The organism is Streptomyces seoulensis (assembly GCF_022846655.1).
GTDB lineage: Bacteria > Actinomycetota > Actinomycetes > Streptomycetales > Streptomycetaceae > Streptomyces.
The window spans coordinates 4,109,030-4,130,449 of sequence record NZ_AP025667.1 but is presented as its reverse complement, the minus strand read 5'-3'; the positions used below and the strand labels follow the sequence as shown (position 1 = coordinate 4,130,449).

At 72.3% G+C, this 21,420-nt stretch carries 25 protein-coding genes and 1 tRNA gene; 12 read left to right on the top strand and 14 right to left on the bottom strand.

All coding sequences use genetic code 11. The annotated features are described in order from the left end of the window. Nucleotides 1-10 precede the first annotated feature (10 nt). Nucleotides 11-370: an MmcQ/YjbR family DNA-binding protein gene (locus HEK131_RS19080; protein WP_244336292.1), complete on the top strand. Its 360-nt coding sequence runs from the start codon at nucleotides 11-13 to the stop codon at nucleotides 368-370. On the opposite strand, the gene HEK131_RS19075 is transcribed toward HEK131_RS19080, so the two are convergent. After that, entirely contained in the window at nucleotides 367-1,281 is a 915-nt protein-coding gene (locus tag HEK131_RS19075) for a transketolase family protein (RefSeq protein WP_244452071.1), read from the bottom strand. The two genes, HEK131_RS19080 and HEK131_RS19075, sit on opposite strands and share 4 nt — an antisense overlap. Before the next feature lie 32 nt (nucleotides 1,282-1,313). Then, on the bottom strand, nucleotides 1,314-2,012 hold the full coding sequence (locus HEK131_RS19070) for a transketolase (RefSeq protein ID WP_244336291.1): 699 nt from the start codon (nucleotides 2,010-2,012) through the stop codon (nucleotides 1,314-1,316). 123 nt (nucleotides 2,013-2,135) lie between these two features. On the opposite strand from HEK131_RS19070, the gene HEK131_RS19065 reads away from it, so the two are divergent. Further along, nucleotides 2,136-2,209, top strand: a tRNA-Pro gene (locus tag HEK131_RS19065). A 394-nt stretch (nucleotides 2,210-2,603) separates the two neighbouring features. Here HEK131_RS19065 and HEK131_RS19055 read toward each other — a convergent pair. The 5 genes from HEK131_RS19055 to ctaD are packed head-to-tail and all read right to left on the bottom strand — an operon-like array spanning nucleotide 2,604 to nucleotide 6,391. Beyond that, nucleotides 2,604-3,068, bottom strand: coding sequence for a hypothetical protein (locus tag HEK131_RS19055; RefSeq protein WP_244336290.1), 465 nt, complete (start codon nucleotides 3,066-3,068; stop codon nucleotides 2,604-2,606). Nucleotides 3,069-3,111: 43 nt separating this feature from the next. Beyond that, a complete protein-coding gene (locus HEK131_RS19050) occupies nucleotides 3,112-3,543 on the bottom strand; it encodes a cupin domain-containing protein (RefSeq protein ID WP_217465509.1) in 432 nt (143 codons plus the stop codon). Nucleotides 3,544-3,569: 26 nt separating this feature from the next. Then, nucleotides 3,570-4,310 carry an SDR family oxidoreductase gene (locus HEK131_RS19045; protein WP_244336289.1) on the bottom strand — a complete coding sequence of 247 codons (741 nt, stop codon included), beginning with the start codon at nucleotides 4,308-4,310 and terminating at the stop codon, nucleotides 3,570-3,572. Nucleotides 4,311-4,328: 18 nt separating this feature from the next. Then, nucleotides 4,329-4,682, bottom strand: coding sequence for a cytochrome C oxidase subunit I (locus HEK131_RS19040; protein ID WP_217465511.1), 354 nt, complete (start codon nucleotides 4,680-4,682; stop codon nucleotides 4,329-4,331). Nucleotides 4,683-4,696: 14 nt separating this feature from the next. After that, nucleotides 4,697-6,391, bottom strand: coding sequence for an aa3-type cytochrome oxidase subunit I (gene ctaD / locus HEK131_RS19035; protein ID WP_244336288.1), 1,695 nt, complete (start codon nucleotides 6,389-6,391; stop codon nucleotides 4,697-4,699). Between the two features lie 286 nt (nucleotides 6,392-6,677). Here ctaD and HEK131_RS19030 point away from each other — a divergent pair, with 286 nt between their 5' ends. Next, nucleotides 6,678-8,312 carry an alkaline phosphatase D family protein gene (locus HEK131_RS19030; protein ID WP_244452070.1) on the top strand — a complete coding sequence of 545 codons (1,635 nt, stop codon included), beginning with the start codon at nucleotides 6,678-6,680 and terminating at the stop codon, nucleotides 8,310-8,312. Between the two features lie 64 nt (nucleotides 8,313-8,376). On the opposite strand, the gene HEK131_RS19025 is transcribed toward HEK131_RS19030, so the two are convergent. From HEK131_RS19025 to HEK131_RS19015, 3 genes are all read right to left on the bottom strand, one after another. Beyond that, complete coding sequence (locus tag HEK131_RS19025) at nucleotides 8,377-9,141, bottom strand: SDR family NAD(P)-dependent oxidoreductase (RefSeq protein WP_244336287.1); 765 nt, start codon at nucleotides 9,139-9,141, stop codon at nucleotides 8,377-8,379. Continuing rightward, on the bottom strand, nucleotides 9,138-10,514 hold the full coding sequence (locus HEK131_RS19020) for an MFS transporter (RefSeq protein WP_244336286.1): 1,377 nt from the start codon (nucleotides 10,512-10,514) through the stop codon (nucleotides 9,138-9,140). The genes HEK131_RS19025 and HEK131_RS19020 overlap by 4 nt, the downstream gene beginning before the upstream one ends. A 74-nt stretch (nucleotides 10,515-10,588) precedes the next feature. Then, entirely contained in the window at nucleotides 10,589-11,173 is a 585-nt protein-coding gene (locus HEK131_RS19015; protein WP_244336285.1) for a TetR/AcrR family transcriptional regulator, read from the bottom strand. A 108-nt stretch (nucleotides 11,174-11,281) separates the two neighbouring features. Between HEK131_RS19015 and HEK131_RS19010 the strand changes: the two genes are divergently transcribed. From HEK131_RS19010 to HEK131_RS18985, 6 genes are all read left to right on the top strand, one after another. Continuing rightward, nucleotides 11,282-11,821, top strand: coding sequence for an ArsR/SmtB family transcription factor (locus HEK131_RS19010; protein ID WP_244336284.1), 540 nt, complete (start codon nucleotides 11,282-11,284; stop codon nucleotides 11,819-11,821). A 17-nt stretch (nucleotides 11,822-11,838) separates the two neighbouring features. Beyond that, complete coding sequence (locus tag HEK131_RS19005) at nucleotides 11,839-13,104, top strand: MFS transporter (protein ID WP_432215708.1); 1,266 nt, start codon at nucleotides 11,839-11,841, stop codon at nucleotides 13,102-13,104. A gap of 355 nt (nucleotides 13,105-13,459) precedes the next feature. Then, nucleotides 13,460-13,861: a hypothetical protein gene (locus HEK131_RS19000; RefSeq protein WP_217463749.1), complete on the top strand. Its 402-nt coding sequence runs from the start codon at nucleotides 13,460-13,462 to the stop codon at nucleotides 13,859-13,861. Between the two features lie 131 nt (nucleotides 13,862-13,992). Further along, on the top strand, nucleotides 13,993-14,331 hold the full coding sequence (locus tag HEK131_RS18995; protein ID WP_217463748.1) for a DUF3040 domain-containing protein: 339 nt from the start codon (nucleotides 13,993-13,995) through the stop codon (nucleotides 14,329-14,331). A 322-nt stretch (nucleotides 14,332-14,653) separates the two neighbouring features. Next, nucleotides 14,654-14,974: a hypothetical protein gene (locus HEK131_RS18990; protein WP_217463747.1), complete on the top strand. Its 321-nt coding sequence runs from the start codon at nucleotides 14,654-14,656 to the stop codon at nucleotides 14,972-14,974. A gap of 23 nt (nucleotides 14,975-14,997) precedes the next feature. Further along, entirely contained in the window at nucleotides 14,998-15,285 is a 288-nt protein-coding gene (locus tag HEK131_RS18985) for a hypothetical protein (protein WP_217463746.1), read from the top strand. 24 nt (nucleotides 15,286-15,309) lie between these two features. Here the strand turns inward: HEK131_RS18985 and HEK131_RS18980 are convergent, their stop codons facing one another. Together HEK131_RS18980 and HEK131_RS18975 are read right to left on the bottom strand one after the other, a co-directional pair. After that, complete coding sequence (locus HEK131_RS18980) at nucleotides 15,310-16,071, bottom strand: IclR family transcriptional regulator (protein WP_244336282.1); 762 nt, start codon at nucleotides 16,069-16,071, stop codon at nucleotides 15,310-15,312. Between the two features lie 100 nt (nucleotides 16,072-16,171). Continuing rightward, nucleotides 16,172-17,500 carry an MFS transporter gene (locus HEK131_RS18975; RefSeq protein ID WP_244336281.1) on the bottom strand — a complete coding sequence of 443 codons (1,329 nt, stop codon included), beginning with the start codon at nucleotides 17,498-17,500 and terminating at the stop codon, nucleotides 16,172-16,174. Nucleotides 17,501-17,574: 74 nt separating this feature from the next. Here HEK131_RS18975 and HEK131_RS18970 point away from each other — a divergent pair, with 74 nt between their 5' ends. Beyond that, nucleotides 17,575-18,525, top strand: coding sequence for a 2-hydroxyacid dehydrogenase (locus HEK131_RS18970; protein WP_244336280.1), 951 nt, complete (start codon nucleotides 17,575-17,577; stop codon nucleotides 18,523-18,525). Nucleotides 18,526-18,571: 46 nt separating this feature from the next. Here the strand turns inward: HEK131_RS18970 and HEK131_RS18965 are convergent, their stop codons facing one another. Next, nucleotides 18,572-19,396 (bottom strand): DUF1684 domain-containing protein, encoded by an 825-nt coding sequence (locus HEK131_RS18965; protein ID WP_244336279.1) that lies wholly within the window; start codon nucleotides 19,394-19,396, stop codon nucleotides 18,572-18,574. A 44-nt stretch (nucleotides 19,397-19,440) separates the two neighbouring features. Next, nucleotides 19,441-20,364, bottom strand: a complete 924-nt coding sequence (locus tag HEK131_RS18960; RefSeq protein ID WP_244336278.1) for an LLM class F420-dependent oxidoreductase — start codon at nucleotides 20,362-20,364, stop codon at nucleotides 19,441-19,443. 136 nt (nucleotides 20,365-20,500) lie between these two features. On the opposite strand from HEK131_RS18960, the gene HEK131_RS18955 reads away from it, so the two are divergent. Both HEK131_RS18955 and HEK131_RS18950 read left to right on the top strand, forming a co-directional pair. Then, complete coding sequence (locus HEK131_RS18955; RefSeq protein ID WP_217463741.1) at nucleotides 20,501-20,968, top strand: hypothetical protein; 468 nt, start codon at nucleotides 20,501-20,503, stop codon at nucleotides 20,966-20,968. Nucleotides 20,969-21,141: 173 nt separating this feature from the next. Beyond that, nucleotides 21,142-21,405, top strand: a complete 264-nt coding sequence (locus HEK131_RS18950) for a hypothetical protein (RefSeq protein WP_244336277.1) — start codon at nucleotides 21,142-21,144, stop codon at nucleotides 21,403-21,405. Nucleotides 21,406-21,420 lie beyond the last annotated feature (15 nt).

Sequence of the window (21,420 nt, the reverse complement as noted above, 5' to 3'; positions counted from 1 at the left end):
GGTGCGTGTCATGCCGGACGCAGAAGACGTACGCCGTATCGCCCTGTCCCTGCCGGACACCACCGAGAAGGTGGCCTGGAGCATGCCCACCTTCCGGGTGGCCGGGAAGATGTTCGCCACGCTCCCGGAGGAGGAGACCTCCCTCGCGGTGCGCTGCCCGAAGGAGGAGCGGGACGAACTGGTGCTGGCCGAGCCGGAGAAGTTCTGGATCGCGGATCACGAGGCGAACTTCGCCTGGGTCCGGGCGAGACTCGCGGCGCTGGACGGCGAGGACGAACTCCGCGACATCCTCGCCGACTCCTGGCGCCAGGCGGCCCCCATACGGCTGCTGGAGGAGCATCCGGATCTGGGAGTGCCGCAGAACGGCTAGGCGCTGACCGCGCCGGCTCCCACGAACGCGCCAATGCGTTCCCGCAGGCCACGGGCGTCCAGGCCGTGCGCGGCGAGGTGCTCGTCGAGCGTGCCGTACCGGCGCAGCTCCTGGCGGCCCACGCCCAGCCCGAGCACGCGGTGCGGCACGTCGGACAGCGCCTCCGTGGCGGCGCGGGCCGAGGTCCCGGCGAGGTAGGGCTCGACCAGGACCACGTCGGTGCCCGCCGTCTCGGTGGCCCGGCGCAGGGCGGCCGTGTCGAAGGGGCGCACGGTCGTCGCGTAGAGCACGGTCACGTCCAGGCCCTCGGTGGCGGCGAGGACGGGGTCCAGCATCGGGCCGACCGCGACGACCACCCCGGCCCGGCCCTCGCGCACGGTGTGGAAGCGGGCGCCGTCGACGGGGAAGGGGAGCCGGTTGCGCTGGAGGGAGAGGCGTACGTACACCTTGTCGTCGCCCGCCGCGACGGCGTGCCGCAGCAGGGTCTCGGCCTCGTCCGGGTGGCCGGGCACGTGCACGGTCCAGCCGTCCAGGGTGTCGAGCAGGGCGACGTCGCCGGGCGACATGTGGGTCTGGCCGCCGGCCGGCCAGTCGAAGGAGGCGCCCGCGCTGACCAGCACCGCGCCGGTGTCCTGGTGGCCGAGGTCCAGCTTGACCTGCTCGAAGGCGCGCTCCACGAGGAACGCGGCGAAGGTGTGCACGATGGGCCGCATCCCGGTGAGGGAGAGTCCGGCGGCGGCCCCGACGAGGAGCTGCTCGCGGATGCCGACGTTGATCAGCCGGTCGGGATGGCGGCGGGCGGCGTCCGTGAACGCGTCCCGGCCGATCTCGGCGAGGACGACCGCGACCCGCGGATTCTCGTCCAGCAGCCGGGAGGCGACGGCGCCGAACCGGTCACGCATGGTTTCCAGGGTTTCCACGAGGGTGGGCCTTTCTGATCCGGTCAGTGGGCGTTCTTCGGTTCCACCCGGGCCACGACCGCGTGCGGGCGGCCCGGATGCGGGGCGGTGAGGGCTTCGTACAGCGCGGCGTGATCGCGCCCGTCGACGGTGGCGGTGGACCAGTTCGCGGCCTCGAACCGGGCCGCGATGCCGCCGGGCAGGGCGTGGCTGGCGGAGGCGTTGTCCACGACCACGGTGTGCAGCCGGTCCAGGCCCGCCGCCCCGGCGTAGGCGATGGCCTCGTGGTTGCTGCCCTCGTCCAGCTCGGCGTCCCCGATGAGCACCCACACCGCCGGCCCGCCGAGCCCCTGCGCCCGCAGCCCGAGCGCGCTGCCGACGGCCAGGGGCAGCCCGTGCCCGAGCGACCCGCTGCCGATCTCGGCACCCGGCACGAGCACCCGGTCCGGGTGGTGCCCGAGCGGCGAGTCGTACGACCCGAAGCCGGGGAGCCACTCCTCGGGCACGAACCCCTTCGCCGCGAGCACGGCGTAGTACGCCATCGGCCCGTGCCCCTTGCTCAGCAGGAACCGGTCCCGGTCGGGAGCGCCGGCCCGCTCGGGGGTGACGTCGAGCACCCGGTCGTAGAGCACCCACAGCACATCGAGCGTGGAGGTTGCGGCGAAGTCGTGCTTCTCGTCGCCGGTCATCAGGCTCATCAGCCGGGGCAGATCGTCGTAGCCGTGGTCCGCTGTGATCGTCATGCCGACGATCCTGCAACCTCAAGCCCGGTTGAGGTCAACCGTCACGGGTGCGCGAGCACCGACCCGAGTGCGGTAGAGTTTCCCTGCGCGTTTCGGCCAGGGAAACCCCAGGTCAAACAGCATCGGGACGTGGCGCAGCTTGGTAGCGCACTTGACTGGGGGTCAAGGGGTCGCAGGTTCAAATCCTGTCGTCCCGACTCGAGAGAGTCGCAGATCAGGGCCGGTTTCGGAGAAATCCGAAACCGGCCCTTGGTCGTTCCCGGGGGCCATCCGAGGTCCAGTGCACGTTCGATCCCGCGCTCGCTGACCTGATGGGACGGGATTCCCCGCCCGTCTCAGGCTTCCCGACGGCGACGCCGAGGCGTGGGTCGTCACCGGCTCCGACACCGTGAAACGGGTGACCACCGATCCCCGGTTGAGCCGGGCCGCGATCATCGGTCACGACTGTCCCCGGCTGACGCCGGAGCCCCTCGTCTCGCCCGAGTCGATCAACGTCATGGACCCGCCGCACAGCAGCCGTGTCCGCCGGCTGGCGCGGGCACCGGTGCATCGCGGCGCCCCTGGCCACGACAGGCCCGCCCGGGGAGCGGCTCACGCCTGCTTCGGGTCGAAGAGCAGGACGTAGTCGTAGTACAGGGGGTCGCCCTCGTCGTCGGTGGGGTACTCGAAGCTGCTGTTGTTGGCGAACCGCAGGCCGAGGGCGGGGACCTCGTCGTATCCGTGGTCGCTCTCGACGACGTCGTGCCCCCGCGACTCCAGGAGCCGTACGAGGTCCTCCGACGGGGTGCGGAAGACGTCGACGCCGTCGAGGAGGAACCGGATGTCCGCGCTCTCCTTGCGGAAGCGCCACACCTCGATGCCGGTCAGTTCCTCGTGCTGTTCGGACTCGAAGTCGTAGGGCTCGTTGAGCACGACCCACTTGCCCGGTGGCCGCCCTCCGGCGGGCGCGTGTTCGACGCGCCCCCAGGCGGGTGCCTCGGTCATCGCCTCGTCGAACGGCATCCCGAGGCGGAACGAGGCGGTGCCGACGTGGGGGATCAGTGCGAACTCCCGCATGGCGTCGGCCGGCGGTAGCAGCCGACCGTGCGGGTGATGCCGGTCAGGAGGGCCGGGGTGCGCGTCGGTGTTCGCGTTCCGCCAACTCCTGTTCGCCGACGAGTTCGAGGAGGGGCTTGTCCGGCTCGCAGACCAGGGTGGCCAGGAAACGGAGGGGGATGTCGGTTCGGTGGTTGGCATCCTGGTAGTGGATCACGTCGCCTCCCGGCTCCCAGAAGGCTTCGCCGGCCCGGATCACTCGCGGCGGCTCTCCTTCCAGTTCGTAGAGCATCTCGCCCTCCACCACGTAGCCGAAGACGGGGCCGGAGTGGCGGTGGGGAGGGGTGCCGGGGTCTCCGGGAGGGAATTCGACCCGGGCGGTGATGACGCGGGCGCCGTCGGGGAAGGCGGGGGGCTGCGCTTCGCCGACCACGGTCACGGCGGTCTTCCATGCCTCGGACCGGTGTCCGGGAGCGGGCTCGTCGTTCTGGGGCATCGCAATCCCTCTGTCCGGGTTCCGGGTCAGGCGTGGTGCTGGAGCCACTGCTCATAGGAGGTGGTGCCGATGTGGGCGCCTGGCGGTGCGGTGACGGCGTCCTGCGGGACCTGGCCGAACAGCCCGGCGTCCTCGTCCACGATCACGTCACGCCCGTCGGGGTGGGCCCGGAGGGTGAGGCGCCCGAGTTCGTCGAGCTGGAACACGTCGGGGCCCGCGACGTTGACGATGCCGTTCAGGGGAGGAGCGGTGGCGGCCTCGGCGAGCGCGTCGACCACGTCATCGATGGCGACGGGCTGAATCCTTGTGGTGGGCAGCCGCACGGTGTCGCCCGAACTGGTCCAGGACATGATCGGTTCGACGAAGTCCATGAACTGGGTGGCCCGCACGATCGTGTACGGGACGGGGCCGCCCTCCAGCAGACGTTCCTGCTCCAGTTTCGCCTGGTAGTACTCCACGTCCGGAACCTGGTCGATCCCGACGATGGACAGGAGCACCACGTTCCGGACCCCGGCCCCGTCCGCCGCGCGCAGCAGCGTCTGTGTCGTGGTGCGGAAGAACGGGACGGCGGCCTCGTCGAAGCTGGGCGCGTCGATGGTGTTGACCACGACGGCGGCTCCGGCCAGCGCCTCCGGCACACCCTCTCCGGTCAGCAGGTCGACTCCGGTGGAACGATCGTGGCCGGTGACCTCGTGGCCCTTCGCCCGCAGCCTCTTCACCAGGCGTGATCCGACGAATCCGCCCGCTCCGACGACGGCGATCCTCATGCGAGGGGTCCTCTCCGGTCAGCGGCTCAGAGCCAGCGCGGCGGCCGCCGCCGAGGTGAGGCCGGCCGCCGCGCCCAGGGTGTATCCCACACAGCGCAGCCGCAGCACGCGGTAGCGCTCCTCGTACTCGCCGCGCAGCGACCGGCAGCGGGCCGCGATGCGCTCCAGGTCCTGCCGGGCACGGCGCAGGTTGTCGGAGACGTAGAGCTGCTCGATCTCCTCGCGCTGCGCCGTGGTCAGCCACTCCATGCGCTCCACGAACTCCCGCGCCCGCTGTTCGGCCACCGCGATCGTGGCCTGCCACAGCAGGTACCCCTCGACCTCGTTGCCGAGTTCGGCACCCTCGGCTTCCTGCCCCGGCAGCTTGGTCATGGTGATCTCCGGACTCAGTGCCCGATGGCGAACGCCTCGCGCTCCGCCCGCGCGATGTCCGGATGGTGCAGGTCGAACGCCGGGGATTCACTGCGGATACGCGGCAGGGTGACGAAGTTGTGGCGCGGCGGCGGGCAGGAGGTCGCCCACTCCAGCGAGCGGCCGTAGCCCCACGGGTCGTCCACGTTCACCGGCTTGCCGTACTTGGCCGTCTTCCAGACGTTGTAGAAGAACGGCAGGATCGACAGGCCGAGCAGGAACGAGAAGATCGAGGAGACCGTGTTCAGCGCGGTGAAGCCGTCGGCCGCCAGATAGTCGGCGTACCGGCGCGGCATGCCCTCGGCGCCCAGCCAGTGCTGGACCAAGAACGTGCCGTGGAAGCCGATGAACAGCGTCCAGAAGGTGATCTTGCCCAGACGCTCGTCCAGCATCTTGCCGGTGAACTTCGGCCACCAGAAGTGGAAGCCGGCGAACATCGCGAAGACGACCGTGCCGAACACCACGTAGTGGAAGTGCGCCACCACGAAGTACGAGTCCGAGACGTGGAAGTCCATCGGCGGCGAGGCCAGGATGACACCCGTCAGACCACCGAAGAGGAACGTCACGAGGAACCCCGTGACCCACAGCATCGGTGTCTCGAAGGAGACCGAGCCCTTCCACATCGTGCCGATCCAGTTGAAGAACTTCACACCGGTCGGGACCGCGATGAGGAACGTCATGAAGGAGAAGAACGGCAGCAACACACCACCGGTGACATACATGTGGTGCGCCCACACCGTCACCGAGAGGCCGGCGATCGCGATAGTGGCCGCGATCAGACCCATGTAGCCGAAGATCGGCTTGCGGGAGAACACCGGGATGATCTCGGTGACGATACCGAAGAACGGGATCGCGATGATGTACACCTCTGGATGGCCGAAGAACCAGAAGAGGTGTTGCCACAGCAGTGCCCCGCCGTTCGCGGCGTCGAAGACGTGGGCGCCGAACTTGCGGTCCGCCTCCAGCGCCAGCAGCGCCGCCGCGAGCACGGGGAAGGCGAACAGGACCAGCACGCTGGTCAGCAGCACGTTCCACACGAAGATCGGCATGCGGAACATCGTCATGCCGGGCGCGCGCATGCAGATGATCGTGGTGATGAAGTTGACCGAGCCGAGGATCGTGCCGAAGCCGGAGAAGGCCAGACCCATGATCCACAGGTCGCCGCCGACGCCGGGGGAGCGGATCGCGTCCGTCAGCGGCGAGTAGGCGAACCAGCCGAAGTCCGCGGCACCCTGCGGGGTGATGAAGCCGCTGACCGCGATGAGCGAGCCGAACAGATAGAGCCAGTAGGCCAGCATGTTCAGCCGGGGGAACGCCACGTCGGGCGCGCCGATCTGGAGCGGCATGATCCAGTTCGTGAAGCCCGCGAACAGCGGGGTGGCGAACATCAGCAGCATCACGGTGCCGTGCATCGTGAACGCCTGGTTGAACTGCTCGTTGGAGACGATCTGCATGCCCGGACGCGCCAGCTCGGCACGCATGACCAGCGCCATCACGCCACCGAACAGGAAGAACCCGAACGACGTCGCGAGATACAGCGTGCCGATCGTCTTGTGGTCGGTGGTCGTCAGCCACTTCACCACGACATTGCCGGGCTGCCTGCGCTGGACGAGCAGCTCGTTCTCGCTCGAGTCCTCGGCCGCCGGCTCGGGGTGATTGATGATTGTCACAGGTCGCGCTTCTCCTGATGCTCGAGTTCCACCCGCGCCGTGGCGTCTGTGACGGCCATCCTCACTGCTCGGGCCTGACCCCCGAATCCGTGGGCGGCCGACACGCCGCCGATCGGGGGATTTTGACACTCGCGTGGAGTAGCGGACTCCATTCGGTCCCGCAGGCGGTGCACCGGGTCCCCGGCGATTCCGTCCGGCCTTCGAGGGGGGACTGTCCGCCCCGGCACGCCGTTGACTACCGTACGGTTCGCCCCGCCCGCACCGGCCGGGGCGGACGGAGGACATGTTGACGAGTCTGATCCTGGGCCCCCTGCTGCGGTACGTCGACGGCTCGTCCGCGACCGTCTGGGTCGAGACGAGCCGTCCGTGCACCGCCGAGGTGCGCTGCTCCGACGGCGCCAAGGGCACCGCCCGCACCTTCCAGGTCGAGGGCCACCACTACGCCCTGGTACCGGTGAGCGGCCTCACGCCCGGTGCGGAACCGGAGTACGAGGTACTGCTCGACAGCGAGTCCGTGTGGCCGCTGCCCGACTCGCCCTTCCCACCCTCCGTCATCCGCGTGCCCGCCCCCGACGACGCGCTGCGCGTGGCCTTCGGCTCCTGCCGCTGGGCAGCGCCGCCCGCCGACGGCGGCCACGACCCGGCGGGCCCGGACGCACTCGACACCCTCGCCGCCGAGCTCGCGGCCGGCGGCGAACGCCCCGACATCCTGTTGCTGCTCGGCGACCAGGTCTACGCCGACGAGACCTCCGAGGAGACCCGGAGCCGGCTCGCCGCCCGCCGCGACCTGGCCGAACCGCCCGGCGCCCAGGTCGCGGACTACGAGGAGTACACCGGCCTGTACCGCGAGTCCTGGCTCGACCCGGAGGTGCGCTGGCTGCTGTCCACCGTGCCGAGCTGCATGATCTTCGACGACCACGACGTCATAGACGACTGGAACACCTCCGCCTCCTGGCTGACCGACATGCGCGCCACCCCCTGGTGGCGCGAGCGGCTGCTGAGCGGCCTGATGTCCTACTGGGTCTACCAGCACCTCGGGAACCTCTCCCCGGACGACCTGGCAGCCGACCCGCTGTACGCCGCCGTCACCTCCGCCGCCGACGGCACCGACGCGCTGCGCGCCTACGCCGCCGAGGCCGAAGCGGACTCCGCCTCGACCCGCTGGAGCTACCGCCGCGACCTGGGCCGGGTGCGGGTGGTGATCGTGGACTCACGGGCGGCGCGGGTGCTGGCCGAGGGCGAGCGGGCGATGCTCGACCCGGAGGAGGAGCGGTGGGTGCGGGAGCAGGTACTTCAGGACCGCGGTGCCTGCGACCACCTGCTGATCGGGACCTCACTGCCCTGGCTGATGCCCCACCTCGTGCACGACGCCGAGGCGTGGGACGCCGCGCTGTGCCGGGGTGAACGGGGCGCGCGCTGGGCGCGGTTCGGGGAGCGGCTGCGTCGCGGGGCCGACCTGGAGCACTGGGCGGCGTTCCCGGCGTCCTTCACCGCGCTGGCGGATCTGATCGCCGAGGCGGGTTCGGGCCCCGAGGCGCCGGCGACCATCAGCGTCCTGTCCGGCGACGTCCATCACGCCTATGTCGCCGAGCCCGCGTGGCGGTCCGCGACGGTCGACTCCCGCGTGGTCCAGCTCACCTGCTCCCCGGTGCACAACTCGGTACCGCGCTCCATGCGGTTCGGGTTCCGCTTCGGCTGGAGCGGAACGGCGCGTGCGCTGGGGCGCGTACTCGCGCGGCACGGACGCTGCGCCCGACTCCCGCTGACCTGGCGGCGTACGGGCGGTCCCTGGTTCGGCAACCAGCTCATGACCCTGACCCTGCGCGGCCGTTCGGCCCGGCTGCGCCTGGACCAGGCGAGGGCGGCGGCCGACGGCGGGCAGGCGCGACTGGAGACGGTGACGGAGCGCGAACTCTCCTAGGCCAGTGGGTGCGTGGGCGGTCCCGGCCGCGCGGTGAAGGCTCGTGCGCGCGGCCGGGACCGGGTCAGGCGGCGGCGCCCCCGTCCACGACCAGGTCGCTGCCGACCACGGAGGCGGCAGCGGGCGAGGCCAGGTACAGCACCGCCGCCGCGATCTCGGCGGTGGAGGAGACGCGCCCCAGCGGGGACACGTTCTTCATCCGGAGCGCGCGGTCGGCGTCGCTCTCGCCGGGGCGCAGCGACATGGCGGTGGCCGACGGGCCGGGGCTCACGGCGTTGATACGGACCCCGTCGGAGATGTGGTCCAGAGCGGCGGCGCGGGTCAGCGCAGACACGGCCGCCTTGCTGGCGATGTAGGCGGCCAGGCCCGGAGCACGGCGGTGCGCGCCGAGGTTGGAGGCGATGTTGACGATGGCGCCACCGGTGGGCTGGGTGCGCATCTGGGCAACCTCGGCCTGAAGACCGAACAGGACTCCGGTGACGTTGGTGTCGAGCAGAGCGCGCCAGTCCTCCTCCGGGAGGTCGGCCAGGGGCACGCCGCCCCGGAAGACGCCCGCGTTGTTGACCGCGACATCGAGGCTGCCGAAGTGTTCGACGGTCCGGGCGACGAGCGCTCGGACCTCCTCGGAACGGGTCACGTCCGCGGTGACCGCGATCCCCTTGCCGCCCTCCTTCTCGATCAGGGCGATCGTTTCGTCGAGTGACGCGGCGGTACGCCCGGCCGCGACCACGGAGGCGCCTTCGGCGGCGAAGGCGAGTGCGACGGACCGGCCGATGCCGGAGCCCGCTCCGGTGACGAGTACGGCCTTACCGGTGAAGCGTGCGGTCACGGTGACAACTCCCTTGGTGAGTGCGTGCGTTGCTTGACGCGCATATGGAGGAGGGCGACGGCGGCGAAGGCGGCCGCCGTCGCGGCGAGCGAGGTGGTGTCGGAGCCGAGGGTGAGCAGGGCGGCTAGGACGACGGTCGGACCCAGCTCCATCGCGGTGTTCATGACGCCGCCCGCCAGACCGGTCTCCCGCGCCTCCACCCCGTCCGTCGCGAGCACGGCGGCCCCCGCGAACGCGGCCGCCGCGCCGGTCGCCAGCATGAGCAGGCCGGGGAGGAGCCCGTACGCGTACGGGCTGTGCGGTGCGAGGCCGGTGAGTGCGAGCAGCGCGAGGCCCGTCGCGGAGAGGGCGAGCCCGCAGGCGGTGACGGCCGGTGCCCCGTACCTGGCGATGAGCGGGCCCGTCGTCCGGCCCGAACCGATCAGCGCCACCGCGAACGGGACGAAGGCGGCGGAAGTCCGCAGCGCCGACCAGCCGCGGTCCTGCTGGAGATGGAGGGAGAGGAGGATGAACGTCGTGGCGACACCGGCGGCGGTCAGCCCGATGGCGGCCAGGGCGAGGGCCCGGCGCTTGTCGCGGAGGAAGCCGAGGGGGAGCAGCGGGTCGTGGGCGCGGTGCTCGGTGATCAGGAACGCCGCGAGGAGCGCGGCCCCGGTGAGCAGGGGTGCCAGGACGGATCGCGTTCCCCAGGGGTGGCTGTCGGTGAGGACGAGGCCGTAGCTGACCAGGGTGATCCCCGCGGTGGCGAGAGACGCGCCCAGCAGGTCGAGTGAGCGGCCGGCGAAAGCCGGGGTCGTCGGCAGCAGCCGCGGTGCGAGGGTGAGTGTCAGGGAGCCCACTGCGACGGGGACGGCGAAGGTCAGCCGCCAGGACGTGAGCGCCGAGACGACCCCTGAGAGCAGATTCCCCGCGGTCGCGCCGAGGACCGAGAGGCCGCCCCAGGTGGCCATCGCCCTTCCGTATGCGGCGGTGTCGGGGAGGGTGGTGCGCAGCACAGCCATGGCGGCGGGCGCGGTGAGCGCCGCCCCGGCCCCCTGGGCGAAGCGCGCCGCGAGCAGCGTGCCCGGACCTGGTACGAGCAGCGCGGCGAGGGACGCGGTGGTGAACACCAGCAGTCCGACGGTGAGGCCGCGTCGCCCGCCGAACCGGTCGGCCACGCGGCCACCGAGGAGCAGCAGCCCGGAGAAGGCCAGCCCGTAGGCGGCACTGAGGAGGACCAGGTCGTCCCGGCCGAGGGAGAGTTCCCGGCCGATCCGGGGCAGCGGCACCGTGAGCGAGGTGAGGGTGAAGATCAGCGCGGTCTGTACGGTGCCGAGCAGCGCGAAGGCGGGGCCGGCTGCGGGTGTGATGGAGGCGTCCGCGGTGGTGGCCATTCCGTTTCCCTCCCTTATTTTTGACTGACCATTCCACATTCGGCCCATCTGTGGCCGCCCGCGTGGGCCGCCGCTCAGTCCAGCAGCCGCAGTGCCTGCTCGGCGGCGTCCCGGACCCGGCCCGGATCGCCGGACGCCTTGCCGACCACGCGAAGGCCCTGCATCAGCACCAGCAGCATCCGTGCCAGCGCCCGCGGGTCCCGGTCCGCGGACAGCTCGCCCTGTGCGTGGGCCCGCGCCAGCGCGGAGTGCAGCAGGGTCTCGACGTGACTCCAGCTCACCTCGACCCGGCGGGACGCCGCAGGGTCGAACGCGCCCAGTTCGACCGCCGTGTTGGTGACGAAGCACCCCTTGTCACGTCGGCCTTCGCGGCTCGCCTCGGCCGCGAAGCGCCGCACCACCGCCCGTACCACCGGCAACGCGGGGCCCGGCTGGGACAGTTCGCGCAGGAGAGTCAGGTCGTGGGTCTCGTTGTACCGGTCCAGCGCCTTCAGGTACAGCTCGTGCTTGTTGCCGAAGGTCGCGTAGATGCTGGCCCGTCCGATGCCGAGGTGCTCGACGAGGTCCGCCATCGACGTCGCCTCGTATCCGCGCCGCCAGAACAGCTCCAGGGCTGCCTGCAGTACCGCGTCCGGGTCGAATCCCTTGGTCCTGGCCACGAGGGAACCGTATCCATTATTGACCGATCGGTCCAGTACGGAATGAGGTGCGGATTGGGCGGGCGAAACCCCTTGCTCAATGGTCAAGAAGTGTTGACCATTAGCCGCATGCCTACCGACGACCTGCCCGAGACGTTCCACGTCACCACGGACGAACAACTGCGCGCGGTTTCCAGTCTCACGCGGCACCGAATCATGGCCGTGCTCCGCTTCGAGCCCGCGACGATCACGCAGATCGCCGCGAGGGTGGGGCTGGCGAAGGGGAGTTCCAGCTATCACGTGCGGCTGCTCGAACGCGCGGGCCTGGTGAAGGTGGTGCGAACGCGGAAGGTCCGGGGGGTCACCGAGCGGTACTACGCCATGGCCGCGCGGTCGATCGTGCTGCCGGACCCGGGCGAGGGGGGACCGGATGTGCTGATGCGGCACGCGGTGGCGGACCTGGAGGCGGCGCCGGTGGACGGCGAGCGCCACGTGGGGATGACGCATCTGCGCCTCACCGACGAGCAGTTCGCGGAGCTGGCGGCGCGGCTGCGGGAACTGGCGCAGGAGTACCGCAAGTTGTCCGACCCTTCGCTCCCGGACGCGTCGCTCGTCTTCGCGCTGTTCCACCCGAGATCGCACGAGCAGGCCGAAGGGGATGCCAAGTGACCTATGGGATCAAGAAGTTGCCGACCGGGTTCGGACGGCTGTGGACCGCGCAGACGGTGTCCTCGCTCGGTGACGGGGTGTCACATGCCGCGCTGCCGCTGCTCGCGCTGACGTTGACGCGGGACCCGATGGCGCTCGCCGTCGTCACGGCCGCCGGAACGCTGCCGTGGCTGCTCTTCGGGGTGCTCGGCGGTGCGCTGGTGGACCGCTGGGACCGGCGGAGCACGATGTGGGTCATGGACGCGGCGCGTGCGGTGCTGCTCGCCGTACCGGCTGCGGCGGCCGCGCTCGACGTGCTGAGCATTGCGCTGCTCGCGGCCGTCGCCTTCCTGCTCGGCCTCGGCGGCCTCTTCTTCGACACGGCCGCCACGGCCTATCTGCCGGATCTGCTCGGCCGCGACCCCGTGCTCCTGGAGCGCGCCAACTCCCGCCTGCGCGGCGCCCAGACCGCCGCGTCCGGCTTCGCGGGGCCGCCTGCGGGCAGCGCCCTGCTCGCGCTCGGGCGGGCGGTCCCGCTGCTCGCCGACGCGGTGTCGTTCGCACTCTCCGCAGCGCTCGTACGGTCGCTGCCTGCCGTACCCCGGCCGGTACCGCAGGCCCGCGAGTCGCTGCTGCGGCAGGCGCGGGCCGGCGCCTCGTACGTGTTCCGGGACCAGTTGCTGCTCGGGCTCGCGCTGCGTCCGGCGGTCGGGAACATCGCCTTCCTCGCGGTGGAGACCGTGCTCGCCCTCTTCGCGCACGATCGTCTCGGCATCGACACCTTCGGCTTCGGCCTGCTCCTCACGGCGGAGGCCACCGGCGGTCTGCTCGGCGCTGGCATCGCCTCCTTCCTCGGCCGGCGGCTCGGCACCGGCGCCGCGCTCACCTGCACGGCCGCCGTCGAGGGGCTCGCCATCCTGGGGCTCGCCGCCGCCCCGAACCCGTACGTCGCCGGACTCGCGCTCGCCGTCTGCGGAGCGGGCATGGGCGCCACGATGGTGCTCGGCCCCTCCCTGCGGCAGGCGATCGTCCCCGCCCACCTGATGGGGCGGGTCGCCTCCACCTCCCGCATGCTCGCCATGTGCGCCGCCCCGTTCGGCGCCTTCCTCGGCGGCTGGCTGGCCGCCACCTACGACGTGCGCACCCCGCTCTACGCCGCAGCGGGCCTCCTGCTCACCATGACCGCCGTCACGTCGACCATGACCAGCAACCGCCACGTCGAGGCGGCGCTGCGTGCCGCCGCCCCGGCCGGTGATCCCGATCGCCCGGACTCCCGTGAGCCCGTCCAGGACGGTGCCGTCTAGGGCTCCGCGAGGTCGTCGGGCAGGGGCCGGGCCCGGCTCGGCGCCAAGCCCCTCCGACCGCCTTCGGATTCGGCCATTCCGCATTCCTCCCCGCCTCGTACGACGCGTGGCCGCCCGGAGCCGGTGGCGCGCTGTCGATCCCGGTGGCGGGGTCGGGTGTAGGGGTGGCGAGCAGGTGCGACGGATGTCCCGGGTGGTGGCGCGCGAGGCGGTGCCGCTCCCGCCCGAACGGATGGCCGATTAGCTGCGTCGCCCTGAGGGCGGGAGTGGTTGCGCAGGGTCTCCGGGTACTCGCGCCGCATCCCAAGTCCCCTACCGAATGAGGGACTTCACGTCCTACCGAGGGAGATGAGCGATGAACCGCAAGTTCTTCAGGACCGCGCTGCCGCTGATGGGCGCCGTCGCGCTCGCCGCCGTCCCGGCGGTGACCGCGCAGGCCGCGCCCGCGCAGGCCGAGCCCTGTGTCCAGAAGGTCGCGGTGGTGAACAATTCGGGGTTCGTACTCTCCTGGGCCGCGAGCACCCGCAGCGGCGAGCAGTCGCCGTCGACGGACGCGTACCCCGTGAACCAGACCCGGACCATCGACCTGACGACCACGTCGTTCCCGGAGGGGACCGACCTGCGTCCGGTGGTCGACGCCGTCGCCGGCACCACGGCCTACGGCAACCGGTACGTCTCGTACTGCGACAACGGCCAGACGGCGACGTACACCGTCACCGGCACCACGCTGGACTACTCGGTCACGCTGCTCGACTAGCGCGCCGTGTGTGCTGGAGGGGGCCGCGTCCGACCGGCGCGGCCCCCAGGTGCGGGCGCTGCATCCGGGGGCCCCCGAACCGCCGAAACACTGGTGACGGCTTCCGCGCATCTGGTGGGGAGGTGCTCACCGTGAAGGAAGTCCGCCTGTCCCCGTACGAGAAGCGGGTACTGGCCGAGATGGAGCGGTCGCTCAGCCGTGACCCGGCGTTGGCCCGGCGGCTCAGGGCGGCACGGGTCGCGCGCCCCGGCCCACTGGCCCGCCTGCGAGGGCGGCCGCACGCGCTCCCCGTCGCCGTGACCGCCTTCGCCGTCGTGTCCCTCACCTTGCTCGCGGTCGCCGTGGCCTTCGCGCACCCGGTCCTGCTCTGGATCTTCGCCGCCACCTGGCTGCTGACCCTCGCGGGCCTGATCCGGCTGACGCTCCGCTGGAGCCGGGGGTGGAGGTCGGCTCCGCCGGTGATCGAGTGAGGGCCCGCGCCGTGGCCCGGCGGGGCGGCTCGGCCGTGGCCGCGTCGGTCGGCGCGGGCGTGCGCCTTCACACCCCCCACGCCGAGCGGACCGGCTTCCGGCGCTACGCCGAGCCGATGCCTGGCTGACCGGAGAGACCGTGCACGTACGACAGAGCCGGGCACGTCGCGCTGTGGGAGGGGGGGAGGGCCACGCGGCTTGCGCCCCGAGGATGCGGGCGACGCCGAGGGCCCGGCGTCGCGCCATCTGTTGCGAGCATGTCAACACGCGCTACGGTCTACCCGCGTCAACCCACACCTCCCCCACGAGGAGTCGATGCGCCGTGCCCGTTCTCAGACGAGTCCTCGCCGTCGCGGCCCCCGCGCTGGCCACCGCCGCGCTGCTCCAGGTCCCGGCCCCGGCCCATGCCGTGGTCGTCCCGGAGCACGCGGTCATCACCTGTCAGAGCGCCAGCTTCTACGCCAACTACGACAGTTCCTCCGGGCCCAGCGGCCTGGTGCGGACGCTGTATCAAGGCGACAAGGTCGGTCACACCCGAGGAGCGCACCCCGTCTACAACGGCTGGGCCGCCACCTTCGACTTCGGTCCCAACGACTGGGGCTATGTGCGCGACGAATGCATCGGCGGCTACGGCTCGTGGTGAGCCGGGATCTGGGAGGCAAGGGCATGTCCGCACCCCGTACCGTCCGCTTCGCGGCGCTCGCGGCGGCCGTCGGTGCCGTCCTGCTGCTGGGGTCCGCTCCCGCACAGGCCGCCAACGGCACCGTCGGTACCCGCGAGACCGTCTGCGCCCAGGACCTGTTCGTCCGCACCGAGCCGTTGGGCGCCTGGACGGGCACCCTCAGCAAGGGGCAGACGTTCCTGGTGGAGAGCAAGCAGTCCGGCTGGGCGTACGGCTTCGCCTACGGCGACATCAACCGCCGGGGCTGGGTCCAGGACGGCTGGTTCTGCTGACGCCCCTGCGGGCGCCGGCCGGGCTCAGGGTGACATCCGCGCCGCCACCTCCTCCGCGCACTCCCGCAACGCGGGCGCGTGTGCGCGGAGTTGGCCGGCGTCCGTCAGGATGACCGTGGCGGCGAGGGACAGGGCGAGCGGCGGGGTGCCCTCCGGGGTGTCGGGCAGCGCCACCGCGATCGAGCGGACGCCGATCTCGTTCTCCTCGTCCACCTCCGCCCAGCCCCGCTCCCGTACGAGGGCCAACTCGGCGCGCAGCAGGCCGGGATCGGTGATCGTACGGGGGGTCACCGCCGGGAGCGGGCCGGCCAGCAGGCGTTCGCGTTCCTCCTCCGGCAGCCACGCGGCCAGCGCCTTGCCGAGGGAGGTGGCGTGCCAGGGGTTGCGGGTGCCCTCGGCGTTGCGCAGTTGCAGATGCTGGGTGCCCTGCGCGGAGAGGACGAGCAGGACCTCGCTGTCGTCGAGGATGCCCGCGATGGCGGGCAGGCCGGTGCGCGCGGCGAGCCGGTGCATCGGGGCCGCGGCGGCGGAGTAGCCCGCGGGGGAGCGCTGGAAGCCGCGGGACAGCTCCAGGACGCGGGAGCCGAGCGCGTAGCGCCGGGCCTCCTCGTCGTAGGTGGCGAACCGTTCCTCGATCAGCCGGCCGAGGATGCGGTGGGCGCTGCTCACGGGCAGCCGGGCGGCGCGGGCGGCGGCGCTGACGCCGAGACCGGCGGGGTGCTCGGCCAGCACGGTGAGCAGTCGCAGCCCCCGGCCCAGCATGTCGTCGCCGGATGGTGTGGTCACCGTGCGCGCCTTTCGTCGTTCACTGCCGCTGTCGTGGCCGGGGTGGGGTGGGGCGCGGCGGCCGTCCGTACGTACGCGGGTCCGGCCGCCGCTTCGACGATCACCGTACCGGGACCGGGTCGGCGTTCTTCGCGGGCTCGGGCGCCGCGAGGGTCAGTGCCGCGGCGAGCAGGGTGCAGCCCGCCATCAGGCCGAATGCGCCGGCGTCGCCCAACTCGGTGCCGCGTACCCAGCCGACCAGGTAGGTCCCGGCGAACGAGCCGAGCGCGCCGAAGGAGTTGACCAGCGCGACGGCCGCGCCAGCGATCCCGGGCGGGGCCAGGGTGGTGACGAGGGCGAAGTACGGGCCGTACGGCGCGTACAGGCACACGCCCGCCACCACCAGCAGGGCGAGGGCCAGCGGGAAGTCGCCGCCGGCCGCGTAGGAGCCGAGCAGGGCGAGGCCGCCGCACGCCAGCCACGGCCACACGGCCACCCGGCGGCGCCCGCTGCGGTCGGACAAGCGGGAGTTGAACAGCATCGCCACCGCCGCGCAGGCGTACGGGATCGCGGTGAGCAGGCCGGTGGCGCCGATGCCCTCGCCGGAGCCCTTCTTGATGATGGCCGGGAGCCAGAAGACGAAGCCGTACATGCCGAAGGACCAGAAGAAGTACTGCGCGGCCATGGTGAGCACGGCGGGGGAGCGCATGACACGGCCGTACCGCTCGCGCAGGGTGCCGGTCACCGGCGGTGCGGCCGCCTGCTCCGCAGCCAAGTCGGCACGCAGCAGCGCGAGTTCAGGCTCCGGGAGATTGTGTGCCTGCTCCGGGCGGTCCTTGATCAGCCACAGGCAGCACACGCCCCACACCACCGACGGCACGCCCTCGGCGATGAACATCACCCGCCAGTCGGACACCGACACCAGCCAGCCGGAGACCGCCGACAGCCACATGACGGTGACCGGATTGCCCAGGATCAGCAGGGTGTTGGCGCGGCCGCGCTCGCCTCGGGTGAACCAGCGGCCGAGCAGCATGACCATCGACGGCAGCACCGCGCCCTCGACGACGCCCAGCGCGAAACGGACCGCGATGAGCTGTCCGGGGCTGCTGAGCAGGCCCTGGAGCACGGCGAGCAGACCCCAGGCCACCGTGGACCAGGCCACCAGGCGCCGCGCGCTGCGCTGTTCGGCGTAGATCGTGCCGGGGATCTGGAAGAAGAAGTAGCCGAGGAAGAACGACGCGGCGATCAGGGAGTCGGCCCCCGCGGACAGCCGCAGGTCCTCGGCCATGCCGCCGGCGGACGCGATCGCGTAGTTGGACTTGTCTAGATAGGCGAGCGAGTACGTGACGAACGCGACCGGCATCAGATACCGGGCGCGCGAGGACCGCCAGAAGCCTTGCTGTACGGGTGCCGCCGCTGCCGTGTCGGTGGCGGGTGACGTCGCTGTCATCCCGGACCCCCTGTTTTCCGTGTGATGGAAAGTGTTTCACTGGACGGAAAGCACGGTACGAGACGGAGGGTCCGATGACCAGAGATCTGCACCACACCGCCACCGGCGTCCTGCTGCCCTGGCCCGGTCTGGACCGGCAGCACGGCCCCTGGCCCGAGGGCGTGGAGGTCCAGGTGTGGGACGGCGTCACCCCCGGCAGCGAACCCGCCGACGACGTGCTCGCGCGCATCGGCCTGTGGGTCATGCCCTACGCCGTGCCCGACGCCGTACGCCTGCTGCCGAAGCTGCCCGGCCTGCGGGCGGTGCAGTCACTGAGCGCCGGGGTCGAGAAGCTCGTCCCCCTCATGCCCGCCGGGGCCACCCTGCACAACGGCCGCGGCCTGCACGACGCCTCCACCGCCGAACACGCCCTCGGGCTGATCCTCGCCGCCCAGCGGGACCTCCCGCAGTGGGTCGCCGACCAGGGCGCCGGCCGCTGGGAGCCCCACTTCACCCGCTCCCTCGCCGACGCCCGCGTCACGATCGTCGGTTACGGCTCCATCGGCGCGGCGCTGGAACGCCGGCTGCGCGCCTGTGAGGCGGAGGTCGTCCGGGTCGCGCGGCGGGCCCGCCCCGAGGAGGGCGTCCACGCCGTGGCCGACCTGGCCGGGCTGCTGCCGGAGACGGACATCGTCGTGCTCGTACTGCCCGAGAACCCGGACACCGTCGGCATGTTCGGCGCCGAGGAGCTGGCCGCGCTGCCCGACGGCGCGCTCGTCGTCAACGTCGGCCGCGGCCGCACGCTGGACACCGAGGCCCTGCTCGCCGAGACCCGGACCGGCAGGCTGCGCGCGGCCCTGGACGTCACCGACCCCGAACCGCTGCCGGCCGACCACCCGCTGCGGCACGCCCCCGGCGTGCTCCTCACCCCGCACGTCGCCGGCGGTTCGGCCGCGTTCCGCCCCCGCGCGGAGCGCCTGATCGTCGAGCAGGTACGGCGGTTCGCCGCCGGGGAGCCCCTCCACCACCTTTTCCCGCGCGACTGAGCCGGATCGGTCAAGGGCCGTTGCCACAACGGCCCTTGACGTACCGTCAGGCCCCGCCGCGCTCGCGCGGGATCTTCAGTCCCGTCTCGATCGCCAGCGGGAGCCGGTTCTCCGCCGGGGGCAGTGGGCAGGTGGCCAGGTCGGTGTAGGCGCAGGGGAGGTTCGCCGCCCGGTTGAAGTCGAGCACCACCGTGCCGTCGGCGGCGGGCGGCGCCACGGAGAGGACCCGGTTCGCGGCGTACGTGGTGCGGCCGGAGGTCTCGTCGGTGAACAGCACCGACAGCCCGCCGGAGCCACCGCCGGGGAACGCGGTCAGGGACAGTGTGCGACCCTCCAGCTCGAACACGATCCGGCCGGGCGCGTCGTACACGTGCTCGAGGCCCTCGACGGCGGCGCCCACGGTGGTCGGGCGGGGCTCGGCGAAGGGCTCGTAGCGGCCCGTCACGACCCAGCGAGGGTCGGGCGCGTAGGCGGGCGTGCCGGCGAACGCGGTGCGCAGCGGGGCGTCCGGGTGCCGGGGGCGGACGATGTCGTGTCCGCCGCGCTTGGCCACCTCGATCACCGCGTCTCCCCACACCGCCTCGACGCCGCCGCGCTCCGGGACGACGCCGAAGCGGTGCTCGCCCCGCACCGGCACCCCGGCCACGGTCAGCTCCTCGCCCTCGTCCAGGGTCACGGTGACGCCGCCGGGTCCGGTGTGCCAGGCGCCGGGGGCGTCGGGGAAGCGCTGCGGGTGCTCGTCCAGCCAGTTCAGGCTGGTGACGGCGAGGAAGCCGTGCGGGTCGGCGAGCCGTTCCTCGTGCGCCCGGTACCAGTCCTGCCAGGACTCGGTGAAGGCGTGCGGGTCGGTCGCGGGGGCGTGGGCGGTCATCGGTGCTCCTTCGTCGTGCCTACGGGGGTGTACGGGGGGACGGCTCATCCCGCCAGCTCGCCGAGCAGGGCCCAGGTGCGCAGCCGGTCCGCGTCCCCGGCCATCTCGGTGCCGGCGAAGACCACCTCCGTCGCGCCCGCGTCCCGGTAGCGGCGCACCTCGGCGGCGACCGTCTTCTCGTCGCCGATCACGGCCACGTCCGACGCGCGGCGGGCGCCGGAGAGTTCGATGACCCTGGCGTAGGACGGGATCTGCTCGTAGAACGCGAGCCGTTCGGTGGCCGTCTCCCGTACGGCGTCCACGTCGTCCGTGACCACGCCGGGCACCAGGGCCACGATCCGGGGCGCGGGCCGCCCCGCCGCCTCGGCCTCCGCGGTGACCGCGGGGACGATGTCCCGCTCCAGCGCCCGGGGCCCGGCCAGGTAGGGCAGGATCCCGTCGGCCAGTTCGCCGCTGACCTTGAGTGCCTGCGGGCCCATCGCGGCGACCAGTACGGGCACCCCGCCCTCGGCGCCCGGCACGCGCGCGGGGATCGGGGTGACGGCGGTGAGCAGCTCGCCGTGGAAGTCGGCGTTGCCGGTCGCGGTCAGTTGGCGCAGCGCGGTGAGGAACTCGCGCAGCCGGGCGACGGGACGCTCGAAGGGCAGGCCGAAGCCGCCCTCGGTGAGCAGCTTGGTGCCCAGCGCCAGGCCGAGGTGGTAGCGGCCGTGCGTGGCGGCCTGGGCGGTCTGGGCCTGGCCGGAGACGATCAGGGGGTGGCGGCCGAAGACGGGGATCGCGGAGGTACCCACGTGGAGCTCCGGCACCTCACGGCCGACGATCGCGGCGAGCTGGGGCGAGTCCGCGCCGAAGGTCTGCCCGAACCAGGCCGAGCGCAGCCCCGCCGCCGCGGCCTCCCGGGCGAGGAGGACGGTGGCGTCGACCTGGTTCCCGGCGCCGGACGCGTCGAGCGCTACTCCAACAGTCATGCCACTCAGAACGGCCACCGCCCGGGGCCGCATTCCGGTCCTTGTGTGACAGGTTCTTTGCGGGTGTGTGGAGGCCCGTCACCCGTACGGCGGTCCCGCACGGTTCGCCCACGGCGTTCCGGGAACTCGGGGGCGCATGATTCGTAGCATCCTGCGCGGTGCGGCGGCCGGCGCCGCCGGTACCACCGCCCTCGACGCCGCCACCTACGCCGACATGGCCCTTCGGGGCAGGTCCGTCAGCGACGTGCCCGCCCAGGCCGCCGACAAGCTCGCCGAGGACGTGGGCCTGCATGTCGGCGGCACGGGGGAGACACGGGACAACCGGCTCTCCGGGCTCGGCGCGCTCAGCGGCATCGGCGTCGGCGTCGCCACCGGCGTGGTCGTCTCCCTGGTGCACCGCGCCGGTGTGCGCATGCCGTGGTGGGCGGGGAGCCTGGTGACCGGCGTCCTCGCCATGGCCGCCACGGACGCGTCCATGGCCCAGCTCGGGGTCACCGACCCGAAGACCTGGTCGGCCAAGGACTGGGTTTCGGACGTGGTGCCCCATCTGGTCTACGGAGCCGTCACCTACGGCGTGGTGGCCGGCGCGGACCGCCGTCGCTGACCCTCGCTCCGTCCCGGCGCCCGCCGAAGGCATGGCCGGTCGTTCGCGCATGTGCAGAACGGTCGTACGGCAGGCATGACCCGCAACCTCTCCCCAGGGCCTCGCTGTTAGGTGAGGCAAAGGCCCTAGGTTTCGCAACCATGACGCGGCGACCACCGCGCTCACGGAGTGACATGAGAGATGACCGGGACGACACCGACGACGCAGACGACGCCGATGACAGGGACCACACGCGCAGACCGCCGCCCGGGGAGGTCCACTGGCTGCCGCCGCGCGGACCGGACGACGAATGCCCCTGGTGCCGACTGCTCATGCAGCCGCCCGACCCGCCCCCCGAGCCTCCGCCCGGCCGTCCCGCCCGCCTCAGAACCGTGATGGTGGCCTTCTCCGCCCTGGTCACCCTCGTCGCCGCCGTGGTCACCCTCTGGCGCGCCTGACCGGACGCTGGCGCG